Here is a 14,070-nt window from a genome sequence, read left to right as displayed (position 1 = left end):
CGCGACACGTCAATGGGCCCGATCACGCCGTGATCGGGCCCATTCGCGTTGGTCAGCAGCTCAACCGTTCAGCGGGGACATGTCGGCATAACGGTCGCCCCGGGGCGCATCGAGCTCTGTCAGCGCGAGCACCTGCTCTTCTCCCAAGACCAGGGCATCCGCCGCCACGTTCTCCTCGAGCCGGCTGACGTGCTTCGTGCCGGGGATCGGCGCGATGTCATCGCCCTGGGCCAGCAGCCACGCCAACGCCACCTGGGCCGGCGTCGCGTCGAGCTCGGCGGCGACGGCATCCACCTCTTCGAGGATGCGCAGGTTCGAGGCCAGGTTGTCGCCGACGAACCGCGGGTTGTGCCGCCGGAAGTCGTCCTCGTCGAGCACGTCGATGGACCGGATGGCGCCGGTCAGGAAGCCGCGCCCGAGCGGGGAGTAAGGCACGAGCCCGATGCCCAGCTCCCGCAGAACGGGCAACACGGCGTGTTCGGGGTCGCGCGTCCAGAGCGAGTACTCCATCTGCACAGCGGTCATCGGGTGCTCCGCGTGCGCGCGCCTGATGGTCTCCGGTGACGCCTCCGACAGGCCGTAGTGGTGGATCTTGCCCTCGGTGATCAGCTCGGCCAGTGCGCCGACCGTCTCCTCGATCGGCACGTCCGGGTCGATGCGGTGCTGGTAGTACAGGTCGATCCGGTCGGTGCCGAGCCGCCGGAGCGAGCCGTCGACGGAGGAGCGCACGTTGGCGGGGCTGCCGTCGAAGCCGCGGCTGCCGTCGGGCTTCCGCACGAGGCCGAATTTTGTCGCCAGCACCACCTCGTCCCGCCGCACCGCCAGAGCCCGCCCCAGGAGCTCCTCGTTGAGGTGGGGACCGTAGATCTCGGCCGTGTCGAACAGCGTCACGCCCACGTCGATGGCCCGGTGAATCGTGCGGATTGACTCCGCCTCGTCGGAGCCGGCCCCCGAGTAGAACGCCGACATCCCCATGCAGCCGAGCCCGATCCTGCCGACCTCGAGGCCGCCGGTTCCCAGTGTGATGTGTTTCATGGCCGGCCGACCTTTCCTTGATGGAGCGTGACGGGATGGAGCCCGCTGGATGGAGCCCGCCACTCCGCAACTTAATCTCGCGCGGGGTGCGCGGGTCAAGCGCTGCGGCCCAACACCCAGCAACCTCGCGAAATCCGCGGGCATCAACGACCAGGCGGCGGTTCCTGCCTAGGCTGGGGTGATGCACCCTTCCCCCTCCGGCCCCCTCGCGGATCTCGAGGCCCTCTGCGCGCGCACGCTGAGCTGGAGTCCCGCGTTGACCGGCTCGCTGCCCGATGGCGCGCAGCCACGCCACGCCGCGGTGCTCGTGCTCTTCGGGGTACTCGACGCGGTGCCGGCGACGGCGGGGCTGCCGGGGCCCGTGCCGGCTGACCTCGACGTTCTGCTGGTGCGGCGGGCGGCGACGCTCGGTAGCCACCCCGGGCAGATCGCGTTCCCCGGCGGTCGGCAGGACGACACCGACGCCGATGCGACCGCGACCGCGTTGCGCGAGGCCGTCGAGGAGACGGGCCTGGACCCGAGCGGTGTGCGCACGCTGGGCGTGCTGCCTGAGATCCCGCTGGCAGTCAGCAATCATCTCGTCACCCCGGTGCTGGCCTGGTGGACCCGCCCGTCGGAGGTGGTTGCCGTGGATCACGCCGAAACCGTCGACGTGTTCCGGGTGCCGGTCGCCGAGCTGCTCGCCCCGGCCAACAGGGCGGTGACCGTGCACGGCAGCCACCGGATGCCGGCCTTCACTGTCGGCGGCCGGCTGATCTGGGGCTTCACGGCCATCGTGTTGGCCCGCTTGTTCGACGATGTGGGGTGGTCGGAGCCGTGGGACACCGAGCGGGTCGTGCGACCCGACAACTGATGTCGGAGGCTGGTTCTAGGCTGGCGGTATGAGCACACAGTATTACGTCGCATCCAGCCTGGACGGGTTCATCGCCGACCGGGACAACTCCCTCGACTGGCTGATGCAGTTCGGGTTCGAGGAGTTCGGCGCTCGCTACGAGGAGTTCCTGGCCGGCGTCGGCGCCGTCATCATGGGCGCAGACACCTACGAGTTCCTGCTGAACGATCCGGCTGAGTGGAGTTACAGCATGCCGGCCTGGGTGCTCACGCACCGGGAGCTGCCCGCCGTCGACGGCGCAGACATCCGATTCGCTCAGGGGCCCATCGCCGACGTGCACGCGGCAGCCGTGGCTGCGGCCGGCGGCAAGAACGTCTGGGTCGTCGGCGGCGGCAACGTGGCCGCGCAGTTCGCGGATGCCGGCCTGCTTGACGAGCTGCTGGTCACACTGATGCCCATCGCGCTGGGGGCCGGGCGGGCGCTGCTGCCGATGGCGCGCAACACGCCGCTCAGCGCGACGGGCACGACTGCGTACCCCGGCGGCGCGATCGAGCTGCGCTACACGGTTGGCACCGCCGAGCGCTAGACCTTCGGGGTGCCGACGTGCGGCACCTTGCTGCCCGCGAACATGGCGGTGATGTCGGTCGCGATCTGCGGCGCGGTCAGGCCGATGTCGAACATGATCTGGGCGCGGGTGGCGTGGTCGATGAACTCATCGGGCAGGCCGAGTTCGGTCACCGCGGTGTCGACGCCCGCCTCCCGCAGGTCCTGCCGGATGCGGGTGCCGATACCGCCGACCTTGATGCCATCCTCGATGCTGACCACGAGCCGGTGGCTGCGGGAGAGCTCGATCACGCTGCGCGGAACGGGCACGACCCAGCGCGGGTCGATGACGGTCGCGCCGATGCCCTGCACGGCGAGCAAGTCGGCGACCTCGAGGGCCACGCTGGCCATCGGGCCGACGGCGACGAGGAGCACATCGCTGGTCGCCGACTCGCGCAGCACGTCAACGCCGTCCTCCGTGCGCCGCTCGGCCTCGAACTCCACGCCGACGCTGCCCTTCGGGAAGCGCAGCACGGTGGGGCCGTCGTCGACGGCCACGGCCTCGGCGAGTTCCTCACGCAGGCGGGTTGCATCACGCGGGGCGGCCAGGCGGATGCCGGGCACAACCTGCAGGATGGCGAGATCCCACATGCCGTGGTGGCTCGGGCCGTCCGGACCGGTGACACCGGCTCGGTCCAGCACGAACGTGACTCCGGCCTTGTGCAGGGCGACGTCCATCAGCACCTGGTCGAAGGCCCGGTTGATGAAGGTGGCGTAGACGGCGACGACGGGGTGCATGCCGCCAAAGGCCAGGCCGGCGGCCGAGGTCGCGGCGTGCTGCTCGGCGATGCCGACATCCAGCACGCGCTCCGGGAAGCGCTCGGCCATGCGGTGCAGCCCTGTCGGGCGCAGCATGGCGGCGGTGATACCGACGAGCCGCTCGTTGGCAGCGGCCAGCTTGACCATCTCGTCGGCGAAGACGGAGGTCCAGGATGCCGCGGACGACGAGTCCAGCGACTCGCCCGTCTCTGGGTCGATCTGCCCGACGGCGTGGAACTGGTCGGCGGCGTCCTGGCGGGCGGGCTCGTAGCCGCGGCCTTTGTCGGTGATGGTGTGCACGATCACCGGTGCGCCGTAGCCCTTGGCCTGGCGCAGCGCCTCTTCCATCGCCACCAGGTCGTGGCCGTGCACCGGCCCGATGTACTTGATGTCGAGGTTGGAGTAGAGGGCCTCGTTGTTGGAGAAACGGCTGAGGAAGCCGTGCAGGCCGCCGCGCACGCCGCGGTACACGGCGCGGCCGGGGCTGCCCATCTTGTCGAAGGCCTTGCGGCTGGACATGTACAGCTCGCGGTAGGCCTGCCGGGTGCGCACCGTGTTCAGGAAGCGCGCCATGCCGCCGATTGTCGGCGCGTAGGAGCGACCGTTGTCGTTGACGATGATGATCAGGCGACGGGCGTTGTCGTCGGTGATGTTGTTGAGGGCTTCCCAGGTCATGCCACCGGTGAGCGCGCCGTCGCCGACGACGGCGATGACGTGCCGGTCGTTCTGCCCGGTCATGCTGAACGCGCGGGAGATCCCGTCGGCCCAGCTCAGCGAGCTGGAGGCGTGCGAGCTCTCGACGATGTCGTGCACGGACTCTGAGCGCTGCGGGTAGCCGGCCAGGCCTCCGCGCTGGCGCAGCGTGCTGAAGTCCTGCCGCCCGGTGAGGAGCTTGTGCACATAGGACTGGTGACCGGTGTCGAACACCATCGCGTCGCGTGGGGAGTCGAAGACGCGGTGCATGGCGATGGTCATCTCGACGACGCCCAGGTTGGGGCCGAGGTGTCCGCCTGTCTTGGCGACGTTCTGCACCAAGAACTCCCGCACTTCTGCGGCGAGTTGCACGAGCTGGTCTTTCGAGAGTGCGTCGAGGTCTCGCGGACCCTTGATCGTCTCGAGAAGGCTCACGCCCTACCGCCTTTCAGATGTGACCACCTCACATCGGCGGTACCCATCGAGTTTACGCGTATCGCGGTGCCGCCCCCGCATTGGAGGCACAAAGCCCGCATCCGCCCACGGTTTACACAGTCGCCCTCTGCTAGCGTCGATCCCCGGATCGCACTCAGGCGACCCCCCGAAAGGACCCCACCTTCATGCAGCCCACTCTCCTCGGAATCGACTTCCTCGACGCCGATTGGCTCATCCACTGGTTCGGCCCGTTCATCCTGTTGGGTGTCGCCGTCGTGGTGTTCGTCGAAACGGGGCTCATCGTGCTCTCGTTCCTGCCGGGCGACTCGCTGCTGTTCACATTGGGCCTGCTCACCGCGACGGGCTTCGTGCAGTTCCCGATCTGGGTGACGGCGGGCGTCGTGTTCGTCGCCGCCTTCGCCGGCGACCAGCTGGCCTATTACCTGGGGCGCAAGGCAGGCCCCGCGATCTTCAAGCGCGAGCAGAGCCGCTTCTTCAACCCGGCGAACGTCGAGCGCACGAACGCCTTCTTCGACAAGCACGGCGGCAAGGCGATCCTGCTGGCCCGCTTCCTGCCGGTGTTCCGCGCCTTCGTGCCCGTCGCGGCCGGTGTCGGCCGGATGCCATACCGCACCTTCATCACGTTCAACCTGCTCGGCGCGTTCCTCTGGGGCGTCGGCCTCACCCTCGTCGGCTTCTTCCTCGGCCAGATCGATTTCGTGGCGAAGTACTCCGAGTTCTTCATCATCGGCATCATCCTGATCTCGGGCATCCCCATCCTGGTCGAGCTCGGCAAGGCGGCCAAGGCCGCGCTGGTGAAGCGGCACACCGCCCCGGCCTCCGAGGCTCAGGAGAGCGTCACACTCTAAGGTGGTCCCAACGGATCGCGAAGGAGCGAGATGTCAGAGACCACCGAGATCAGTGTCGAGACGGAGTCCGGCCGTGTGCGGGGCAGCGTCGTCGATGGCGTGCACCGTTACCTCGGCGTGCCGTATGCCGCGGCCCCATTCGGGCCGAATCGGTTCCGGCCGCCGCAGCCCGTCGTGCCGTGGTCGGGCGAGCGCGACTGCACGGAGCATGGCGCCACCCCGCCCCAGCTGCCCTACGGCGGCGGGATGGAGAAGTTCCTCGGCACCGCTCACGTGCCCGGCGACGAGATCCTGAACCTGGCCATCTGGGCCCCCGAAGGACAGGCCGGCGCACTGGCACCCGTCATCGTATGGATCCACGGCGGGTCGCTCAGCCGCGGCAGCAATGCGCTCGAGGTGTACGACGGCACCCGCTTCGCCCAGGACGGCGTGCTCTTCGTCGGCGCGAACTACCGGCTGGGAGCCGAGGGCTTCTCGGTGTTGGACGGCGCCCCTGCGAACCTGGGACTGGCCGACCAGATCGAGGCCCTCCGCTGGGTGCGCAGGAACATCTGGGCGTTCGGCGGCGATCCGAGCCGCGTCACGGTGATGGGCGAATCGGCGGGCGCGATCACGATCGCCGCGCTGCTGGCGCTGCCCGACGCGGCGAGCCTGTTCGACCGGGCGATCATGCAGAGCGGCCCGCCGGACGCCAAACCGGCGAAAACAGCGGGCGCGGTGACCCGCGGCATGGCGAAGCTGCTCGGCGTCGCGCCGAGCAGGGATGCCTTCGCGGCACTCTCCCCCGCGCGGCTCCTCGATGCGCAGCGCCGGGCCACGGCCGGCACAACACCCATCACGGGCGGCCCGGCGTTCGCACTGACGCTCGGCTCGGAGACGGTGCCGCGGCATCCGATGGAGGCACTGACGACCGGGGCCGGCTCGGGAATCCCCGTGCTGTTCGGCGCCAACACGGAGGAGTACCGGCTGTGGTTCGTGCCGACCGGCCTGTTGACGAAGATCGGCTGGCTGCACATCGTTGTCGCGATGGCGAAGTTCGGGATCTCCCCCGGCACGGTGCGGCTGTACCGCCGCAACCGGCCCGGTGCCAGCGTCGGCGAGCTGTTCGGCGCGCTGGCGACTGACCTGTTGCTGCGCGTGCCGTTGAACAAGCTGGCCGACGCCCGCCTGGCGGTGCCCGGCGCCGCCCCGAGCTTTGTCTACGAGTTCGCCTGGCGCTCCCCCGTCGATGGTCTGGGCGCCTGCCACGCCCTCGAGCTCGGCTTCGTCTTCGACAACGTGGACAACGCGGAGGCCGTGGCCATGGCTGGGCCGGACGCGCCGCGCCGGCTCGCCACTGACATGCACGCCGCCTGGGTGCGTTTCGCCGCCACCGGTGACCCCGGTTGGCCGGCCTGGTCGGCCGAGCGGCCGGTCAAGATGTGGGACGGCACAACGGATGCCGTCGTGCCGGCGCCGCGCGAGCAGGAGCGCGCCCGCTGGCGTTGAGAGCGGGTAGAACAGAAAACGGCCGACCCCTGTCGGGGCCGGCCGTTTTCTGTGGCGTTGGTCTGTTGCGGGTTTAGAAGAGTGCCCCGTTGATCCCGGCGGTGCTGACAGCGCCGTCCTCAACGCCCCACTTGGCGAGGATCGCACCGTAGCTGCCGTCGTCGATGATCGCCTGCACGGCGGCCTCAAGCGCCTGAGCCAGCGTGCCCGCGTCCTTGGCGACGGCGAAGCCGAAGGGTGCGGAGTCATACTGCTCACCGATGAGCTCCAGCTTGCCCTTGGTGGCGCTGACGGCGTAGGCGGTGACGGGCGAGTCGGCCGCGAAGCCGGCCGCACGGCCGAGGACGACTGCGTTCGTGATGTCATCCTGGGTGTCGAGCTTGAGGATGCTGATGGGCTCCTTGCCCGCGGCGACGCAGGCCTCGGAGCGTGCCGGGATGTCGTCGGTCTCCTGGTAGGTGGTTGCGCCGGCCGCGATGACGAGGCCACAGGCGTCGTCCGGGTTCAGCGTGCTGCCTGCGGCGGCCGCCCAGCGGGTGCCGGCGGAGTAGTAGTTCACGAAGTCGACGATCTTCTCGCGCTCCTTGGTGTCGGTGAACGATCCCTGGCCGACGTCGTACTTGCCGCCGATCACGCCGGGCAGGATGTTGTCGAACGCGGCACCCTGGTACTCGACCTCGAGTCCCATCTTGGCTCCGACGGCGTCCATCAGCTCGATGGCCCAGCCGGTCGGGGCACCGTCCGGCGTCTTGAACTCGTTCGGCGAGTAGGTCAGGTTGACGCCGACGCGGAGGGTGCCGCTGTCTGCGATCGCGGCCGGGAGGAGGGCGCTGACGGCTTCGTCGGCTCCGACGACCACGGCGTCGCCGGTCGGGGCGGCGGTCGTCGGCGCGTTCTGCACGCAGCCGACGAGGCTGACGGCGAGGAGGGATGCGGCCGCCACGAAGAGCAGGCGGCGGGTGGGGTGAACGGAAGTCAAGGGTGCTCCTTAGTGCGAATCGGGTGTGGATGTGGCTGATGGTGCGGTGGTGAGTGCGAGGTTGAGGGCCGCGGTGTCGACCCCGGCCACCTCGAGGTAGCGGATGACGTCACCGACGCCCGCCACCCCGGAGCGGGCGCCGTGGGCCTCGGTCGCCCTGGCCCCCGCCCCGTTGGCGAAGAGGGCGGCGAGGCCGGCATCCGCGGTGCGGTCCAGGGCGAAAAGGAAGGCGCTGCAGAAGGCGTCGCCCGCGCCGGTGACGTCGACGACGTCGGCGGCGATGCCCGCGACGCTGATCGGCGTGGCGGTCGGGGCGCCGGCGGAGTAGACGATGCAGCCGTCAGCGTCGCGGGTGACGACCAGGTGCGAGAGGCCGCCCGCGATGAGCGCGCCAGCGCAGTCGGACGCACTGCGGCCGGCGCGGAGGCGGTCGAAGCCGATCCGGTTCACGAACAACAGGTCGACGGTGCCGATGAGCTCCAGGTCACCGGGCTCGAGGTCGGCGACGTCGAGGTCGAGCACGATCCGCGTGCCGCTGGCACGGAGGGCGCGGAGGATCTCCAGCGGGGTGAGCGCTCCGTGGCGGAGGCGCCGCAGGTCGCCGATCGAGCTGTACAGGCTCCGCGCGGCGGAGAGCACCTGGAAGCGTTCGGCGTCGAGCTCGAACCGCTGGTCGCCGATGCGCGGGGTGAGCACGACGTGCTGCCCGCCGGAGAGGAAGATCAGGCAGCGCGAGTCGGCCAACTCGTTGTCGACGAGGCACAGCCCGGTGTCGACCCCTCCCGTCTCGAGGTCGGAGAGCAGCCGCTGGCTGATCGCGCCGTCGTTCATCGTGGTGAGGAAGCGGGTGGGCGCGCCGAGTGCCGCGTGCACGGACGCCGCGTTGGCGATCATGCCGCCGACAACGGCGGGCAGCGGGTCGAGCCACGCCTTGTCGCCGAGCGCGGGCCAACTCTCGGCGGTGAAGTACTCGTCGAGGGCGACGTCTCCGACAAAGACGGTGCCGGCGCGGGTCATGCCGCGGCCTCGACCGTCACGGCTCCACCGGTGGGCAGCACCCACTCGTCGGCGATGCTGTCGTCGGCTGTCGCCATCCAGTAGTAGTGCGCCTGCTTGCCGATGCCGTGGCAGGCGGTGTGCCAGATGCCTTCGGCGAGCACGATGACGTCGCCGGGCTGCAGGGTGAAGGCGCGGAGGTCGGCGGCGGCCGGGGCATCGCGAGGGGTGGCGGCCACGGCGACGACGACGGGCTCAGCGGCGCACAGCAACACCTCGCGGGTGTGCTGGTGGCGTTCCATGCCGGTCACGGCGAAGGGGGTGGCGGCGCCGAGAGTGAAGCCGAGGTGCCCCGGCGTCTGGAGCACGGCGGTCAACGACCGCCGGTCGGTCCAGCCGTCGCCGAGCGTCGTCACGACGCGGTCGCCTCCCGCCGCCAGGTCAAAGTATTCACCGAACGGCGAGAAGGCCGCGGCGCTGACCGGCTCAGCGACGAGGGTGCTGGCGGCCTCGGTCATCGCGCACCGTGGGCGATCTGAGTGAGTTCGGCGACGTGCGCGCCGAGCACGTCTCCGTCGTCCTTGCGGGTGTCCTTGAGGAAGCTGCCGACGATGGCGCCGTTGGCGTGGGCGAGCTGGGCGACGCAGTTGTCTGCGGTGACGCCGGCGCCGACGATCAGGGGGAACTCCCCCAGGATGCCGCGGAACTCGGTGATCCGGTCGAGGTTCGTCTCCATGCCGGTTCCCTCGCCGGTGACGACGATGGCGTCGGCGCGCGCCATGCCGAGGCGCAGGTCGGTCTCCAGGTCGTTTCCGCTCAGGTACGGCTGGTACTTGAAGCGCACGCCGCCGAGCACCGCGGCATCCGTGGCCTCGCGCCAGCCGGCCAGCTTCTCGGCGAACGCGGGCTCGTCGTCGGCGGTGAGGTGGCCGGCGACCGAGTCGAGCTGCACGAAGCTGACGCCGTAGGCGGCCGCCAAGGCGAAGCCGCGGGCGTCGTCGTCGAGCACGTTGACGCCGTAGCAGGCCGTCGGACGCTCCTGCTGCAGCCAGCTCAGCACGGCCTCGACGTCGTCGGGGGTGCCGAAGTAGTTCTCGACGATCACGGCGTCGACGCCGTTGCTGTACAGCGTCTCGATCTCACGCTTGGCGATGTCGAGCTTCTCCTCCGGCGTCTCACCCTTGAGGTGCACCATGCCGAGCACCACGGGGGCTGCCGCGATGCGGGCGAGGAAGTCGGTGCGTCTGGAAGTCATGCTGTGTCCTATCGGGAAGAAGCCCGGAGCTCTGCCGGCATCGTGGTGGAAATGTTGAACTCGACCGTGGACGAGTACACGATCTCGATCTGCTCGATCTCGCGGTCGTTCTCGTCGAAGGCGGCGCCGCGCAGGGAGACGAGCGCCGGCCCGTCCTCCGCCTCGCCGAGGATCGCGCGCACCCCGGCATCCGGTGCCAGCGTGCTGAGGGTCAGCTCGGTGCGCCGCGGGTGCACGCCGTACCGGCTGCGCAGGGTGTCGTAGAGCGAGGCGTTCTCGAAGTCGACGTCGTCGAGCCCCGGGAACATCTCGAGCGAGAGGCGGGAGGTGTCCAGCGAGTAGATGCTCTCGACATCGGCGATCCGCACGCCGCGCAACCGCACCAGGTGGAGCGTTGGCACGCCGCCGAGGTCGAGGATCTCGTGGGCGACCACCCGGGAGACGGGCGTGCCGGAGCGGCCCTTCATGGTGTCGCTGAAGCCGCCGAAGTTCCACAGGCTGTGCGTCATCGGCCGGAACTGCACGAAGGTGCCCTTGCCCTGCACGCGGCGCACGAGGCCCTCGTTCACCAGCTCGCCAATGGCCTGCCGCACGGTGCCGCGGGTGGTCTGGAACGTCTCCATGAGCGAGGGCTCAGAGGGGATCGCGTCCCCGTCGACGAGCGCGCCGTTCAGGATGAGCGAGCGCACATGGCGGCCGATCTGGGCGTACAGCGGCTGATAGTCCTGTGACACCATCGTTTGCCTCCCTCAAGCACTTGTATAGACGACCATACAAGCAAAGAAGACGTGGGGCAACGAGGCCCCGTGGAATGGGCTCAACAGGAATGGCGACGGCCAGCGGCTCGCGATCAGACGGTGCCGGCCGCGGCATCCGCCAACGCCTGGATGCGCTGCGCCAGCGCGACGTCCCGTTCGGTCACGCCGCCCGCGTCGTGCGAGCTGAGCTCGAAGGCGATGCGGCCGTAGACAAGCCGCACGTCGGGGTGGTGGTTCAGCTCCTCGGCCACGGCGGCAACCTGGTCGAGCAGGCTCACGGCCCCGGCGAAGTCGCCGGTGGCATACTCCCCGTGCAGTTTGCCCGGTCGATGGCTGAATGCGGTGCCGGCAAGGGTGTCGGCGGTGTCGCTCGGCAGCAGCAATGCGTGGTGTGCGCTCATGACTCCACTCTGCGCGCCGCCGCTGCAAAGCACAACGGCCGGCCCCTCTCGGGACCGGCCATTGCTGTGTTGCTGAGTTGCTGAGTGACTAGACGAGCGAGCGCAGCACGTACTGCAGGATGCCGCCGTTGCGGTAGTAGTCAGCCTCACCCGGGGTGTCGATGCGTACCACGGCGTCGAACTCGACGACGGCCTTGCCGGCCGGCGAGTTGTCGGTCGGGGTGGCGACGACGCGAACCGTCTTCGGGGTGGTGCCGTTGTTCAGCTCCTCCAGGCCCAGGATCGAGACGGACTCGGTGCCGTCCAGGCCCAGCGACGCCCAGCTCTCGCCGGTCGGGAACTGCAGCGGAACGACGCCCATGCCGATGAGGTTGGAGCGGTGGATGCGCTCGAAGCTCTCGGTGATGACGGCCTTGACGCCCAGGAGGCTGGTGCCCTTGGCTGCCCAGTCACGCGAGGATCCGGAGCCGTACTCCTTGCCACCGAAGATCACCAGCGGGATGCCGGCGGCCTGGTAGTTCTGGCTGGCGTCGTAGATGAACGACTGCGGTGCGCCCTCCTGCGTGAAGTCGCGGGTGTAGCCGCCCTCCACGTTGTCGAGAAGCTGGTTGCGCAGACGGATGTTGGCGAACGTGCCACGGATCATGATCTCGTGGTTGCCGCGACGCGAGCCGTACGAGTTGAAGTCCTTGCGCTCGACACCGTGCTCGACGAGGTACTGACCGGCGGGGCTGTCGGCCTTGATGTTTCCGGCGGGGCTGATGTGGTCGGTGGTGACCGAGTCGCCCAGCTTGGCCAGGACGCGGGCGCCCTGGATGTCGCTGACCGGGGTGGTCTCCATCGTCATGCCGTCGAAGTACGGGGGGCGGCGCACGTAGGTCGACGTCTCGTCCCACTCGAAGACCGCACCGGCGGGGGTCTCCAGCGAACGCCAACGCTCGTCACCCTCGAAGACACCGGCGTACTGGGTCTTGAACATGCCCTCGTTGATCGAGTTGTCGATTGTGGACTGCACCTCGGCGGCATCCGGCCAGATGTCCTTGAGGAACACGTCGTTGCCATCCTGGTCCTGGCCCAGTGCGTCCACCTCGAAGTCGAAGTTCATCGAGCCGGCGATGGAGTACGCGATGACCAGCGGCGGGCTGGCCAGGTAGTTCATCTTGACGTCGGGGCTGATGCGACCCTCGAAGTTGCGGTTACCGGAGAGGACGGCCGTGACGGCGAGGTCCTGCTCGTTGATGGCGGTCGAGATCTCGTCGAGCAGCGGGCCCGAGTTGCCGATGCACGTGGTGCAGCCGTAGCCGACGGTGTAGAAGCCGAGGGCCTCGAGGTCGGCGGTGAGGCCTGCCTTGGCGTAGTAGTCGGTGACGACCTTGGAGCCGGGAGCCAGCGTGGTCTTGACCCACGGCTTGGCCTTGAGGCCCTTCTTGACGGCGTTGCGGGCCAGCAGGCCGGCGGCGAGCATCACGGAGGGGTTGGAGGTGTTGGTGCACGAGGTGATCGCGGCGATGGCGACGGCACCGTGGTCGAGCACGAAGTTCTCGCCGGTGGCCAGCGTCACGTCGGTCGGCTTGGAGACCGAGGCGGGTGCGTGGCTGCGGTGCACGTGGTGGTGATGGTTGTGCTCGTCTTCCGCCGAGTTCGAGGGCGGGTCGGATGCCGGGAAGGACTCGGAGATCTCGAGGTCGACCAGGTCGTGCTCGACGTCTGCGTAGTTGAGGAGGTCCTTCTCGAACGCCGACTTGGAGCCGCTGAGCTCGATGCGGTCCTGCGGGCGCTTCGGGCCGGCGATGGACGGGACAACGGTGGAGAGGTCGAGCTCCATGTACTCGCTGTACACCGGCTCGAGCTCCGGGTCGTGCCAGAGCTTCTGCACCTTGGCGTAGGCCTCGACGAGGTCGATCTGCTCTGCGTCGCGAGCGGTCAGGCGCATGTAGTCGAGCGTGACGTCATCGATCGGGAACATGGCGGCCGTTGAGCCGAACTCCGGGCTCATGTTTCCGATGGTGGCGCGGTTGGCCAGCGGCACGGACGCGACGCCCTCACCGTAGAACTCGACGAACTTGCCGACGACGCCGTGCTTGCGCAGCATGTCGGTGATCGTGAGCACGACGTCGGTCGCGGTCACGGCGGTCGGGATGGCCCCGGTCAGCTTGAAGCCGACGACCTTGGGGATGAGCATGGAGACGGGCTGGCCGAGCATGGCCGCCTCGGCCTCGATGCCGCCGACGCCCCAGCCCAGCACGCCCAGGCCGTTGACCATGGTGGTGTGCGAGTCGGTGCCGACACAGGAGTCGGGGTAGGCCTGCAGCACGCCGCTGACCTCACGGGTCATGGTGACGCGGGCCAGGTACTCGATGTTGACCTGGTGCACGATGCCGGTTCCGGGCGGGACGACCTTGAAGTCTTCGAATGCCGTCTGGCCCCAGCGCAGGAACTGGTAGCGCTCACCGTTGCGCTCGTACTCGATCTCGACGTTGCGCTCGAGGGCGTTCTCGGTGCCGAACAGGTCGGCGATGACGGAGTGGTCGATGACCATCTCTGCCGGCGCGAGCGGGTTGATCTTGTTGGGGTCGCCGCCGAGGGCCGCAACGGCCTCACGCATGGTGGCGAGGTCGACGATGCAGGGAACACCGGTGAAGTCCTGCATGATCACGCGGGCGGGCGTGAACTGGATCTCGGTGTCAGGCTCGGACTCGGGAACCCACGAGCCGAGGGCCTCGATCTGCGACTTGGTGACGTTCGCACCATCCTCGGTGCGGAGCAGGTTCTCCAGAAGCACCTTGAGGCTGAACGGGAGCTTCTCGTACCCGGGGACGGTGTCGACACGGAAAATCTCGTAGTCGGTCTCACCGACCCGGAGGGTGTCTTTTGCTCCAAAGCTGTTTACTGCAGACACGTGGCCGTCTCCTTTGCTGGGCGCCGCCAGATGCGCGGCATGTGTTCAATCTTCGCGGCCGCACTGCG

The 14,070-nt window shown here is 69.0% G+C and carries 13 protein-coding genes; 4 read left to right on the top strand and 9 right to left on the bottom strand.

Annotation, left to right across the window (positions count from 1 at the left end):
• Positions 1-60: 60 nt before the first annotated feature.
• On the bottom strand, positions 61-1,035 hold the full coding sequence (locus tag AWU67_RS04960) for an aldo/keto reductase (protein ID WP_067227005.1): 975 nt from the start codon (positions 1,033-1,035) through the stop codon (positions 61-63).
• Positions 1,036-1,216: 181 nt separating this feature from the next.
• On the opposite strand from AWU67_RS04960, the gene AWU67_RS04955 reads away from it, so the two are divergent.
• Positions 1,217-1,888 carry an NUDIX hydrolase gene (locus AWU67_RS04955; protein WP_067227004.1) on the top strand — a complete coding sequence of 224 codons (672 nt, stop codon included), beginning with the start codon at positions 1,217-1,219 and terminating at the stop codon, positions 1,886-1,888.
• Positions 1,889-1,916: 28 nt separating this feature from the next.
• On the top strand, positions 1,917-2,453 hold the full coding sequence (locus AWU67_RS04950; protein ID WP_067227003.1) for a dihydrofolate reductase family protein: 537 nt from the start codon (positions 1,917-1,919) through the stop codon (positions 2,451-2,453).
• On the opposite strand, the gene dxs is transcribed toward AWU67_RS04950, so the two are convergent.
• A complete protein-coding gene (gene dxs / locus AWU67_RS04945; RefSeq protein WP_067227002.1) occupies positions 2,450-4,357 on the bottom strand; it encodes a 1-deoxy-D-xylulose-5-phosphate synthase in 1,908 nt (635 codons plus the stop codon). The two genes, AWU67_RS04950 and dxs, sit on opposite strands and share 4 nt — an antisense overlap.
• Positions 4,358-4,542: 185 nt before the next feature.
• On the opposite strand from dxs, the gene AWU67_RS04940 reads away from it, so the two are divergent.
• On the top strand, positions 4,543-5,226 hold the full coding sequence (locus AWU67_RS04940; RefSeq protein WP_067227001.1) for a DedA family protein: 684 nt from the start codon (positions 4,543-4,545) through the stop codon (positions 5,224-5,226).
• Between the two features lie 30 nt (positions 5,227-5,256).
• Entirely contained in the window at positions 5,257-6,714 is a 1,458-nt protein-coding gene (locus tag AWU67_RS04935) for a carboxylesterase/lipase family protein (protein ID WP_067227000.1), read from the top strand.
• 73 nt (positions 6,715-6,787) lie between these two features.
• Here the strand turns inward: AWU67_RS04935 and AWU67_RS04930 are convergent, their stop codons facing one another.
• The 7 genes from AWU67_RS04930 to acnA all read right to left on the bottom strand — a co-directional run bounded on the left by AWU67_RS04930 (position 6,788) and on the right by acnA (position 14,002).
• Positions 6,788-7,693 carry an ABC transporter substrate-binding protein gene (locus tag AWU67_RS04930; RefSeq protein WP_234407364.1) on the bottom strand — a complete coding sequence of 302 codons (906 nt, stop codon included), beginning with the start codon at positions 7,691-7,693 and terminating at the stop codon, positions 6,788-6,790.
• 9 nt (positions 7,694-7,702) lie between these two features.
• Positions 7,703-8,710 carry a carbohydrate kinase family protein gene (locus AWU67_RS04925; RefSeq protein WP_067226999.1) on the bottom strand — a complete coding sequence of 336 codons (1,008 nt, stop codon included), beginning with the start codon at positions 8,708-8,710 and terminating at the stop codon, positions 7,703-7,705.
• The gene (locus AWU67_RS04920) at positions 8,707-9,207 is read right to left on the bottom strand and encodes an ureidoglycolate lyase (protein ID WP_067226998.1); all 501 of its coding nucleotides are present in this window, start codon (positions 9,205-9,207) and stop codon (positions 8,707-8,709) included. Before AWU67_RS04920 ends, AWU67_RS04925 begins: the two co-directional genes overlap by 4 nt.
• Positions 9,204-9,944 (bottom strand): BtpA/SgcQ family protein, encoded by a 741-nt coding sequence (locus tag AWU67_RS04915; RefSeq protein WP_067226997.1) that lies wholly within the window; start codon positions 9,942-9,944, stop codon positions 9,204-9,206. Before AWU67_RS04915 ends, AWU67_RS04920 begins: the two co-directional genes overlap by 4 nt.
• Before the next feature lie 8 nt (positions 9,945-9,952).
• Positions 9,953-10,681, bottom strand: a complete 729-nt coding sequence (locus tag AWU67_RS04910) for a GntR family transcriptional regulator (protein ID WP_067226996.1) — start codon at positions 10,679-10,681, stop codon at positions 9,953-9,955.
• Between the two features lie 113 nt (positions 10,682-10,794).
• On the bottom strand, positions 10,795-11,103 hold the full coding sequence (locus AWU67_RS04905; RefSeq protein WP_067226995.1) for a 4a-hydroxytetrahydrobiopterin dehydratase: 309 nt from the start codon (positions 11,101-11,103) through the stop codon (positions 10,795-10,797).
• Between the two features lie 88 nt (positions 11,104-11,191).
• Positions 11,192-14,002, bottom strand: coding sequence for an aconitate hydratase AcnA (gene acnA / locus AWU67_RS04900; RefSeq protein WP_067226994.1), 2,811 nt, complete (start codon positions 14,000-14,002; stop codon positions 11,192-11,194).
• Between the last annotated feature and the right edge of the window lie 68 nt (positions 14,003-14,070).

The organism is Microterricola viridarii (assembly GCF_001542775.1).
Taxonomy (GTDB): domain Bacteria; phylum Actinomycetota; class Actinomycetes; order Actinomycetales; family Microbacteriaceae; genus Microterricola; species Microterricola viridarii_A.
This window is presented reverse-complemented; position numbering and strand designations above follow the sequence as displayed.

Coding starts and splice junctions, on each gene's coding strand:
- AWU67_RS04960 (WP_067227005.1), bottom strand. CDS start 1,035: ATGAAACACATCACACTGGGAACCGGCGGCCTCGAGGTCGGCAGGATC.
- AWU67_RS04955 (WP_067227004.1), top strand. CDS start 1,217: ATGCACCCTTCCCCCTCCGGCCCCCTCGCGGATCTCGAGGCCCTCTGC.
- AWU67_RS04950 (WP_067227003.1), top strand. CDS start 1,917: ATGAGCACACAGTATTACGTCGCATCCAGCCTGGACGGGTTCATCGCC.
- AWU67_RS04940 (WP_067227001.1), top strand. CDS start 4,543: ATGCAGCCCACTCTCCTCGGAATCGACTTCCTCGACGCCGATTGGCTC.
- AWU67_RS04935 (WP_067227000.1), top strand. CDS start 5,257: ATGTCAGAGACCACCGAGATCAGTGTCGAGACGGAGTCCGGCCGTGTG.
- AWU67_RS04925 (WP_067226999.1), bottom strand. CDS start 8,710: ATGACCCGCGCCGGCACCGTCTTTGTCGGAGACGTCGCCCTCGACGAG.
- AWU67_RS04920 (WP_067226998.1), bottom strand. CDS start 9,207: ATGACCGAGGCCGCCAGCACCCTCGTCGCTGAGCCGGTCAGCGCCGCG.
- AWU67_RS04915 (WP_067226997.1), bottom strand. CDS start 9,944: ATGACTTCCAGACGCACCGACTTCCTCGCCCGCATCGCGGCAGCCCCC.
- AWU67_RS04910 (WP_067226996.1), bottom strand. CDS start 10,681: ATGGTGTCACAGGACTATCAGCCGCTGTACGCCCAGATCGGCCGCCAT.
- AWU67_RS04905 (WP_067226995.1), bottom strand. CDS start 11,103: ATGAGCGCACACCACGCATTGCTGCTGCCGAGCGACACCGCCGACACC.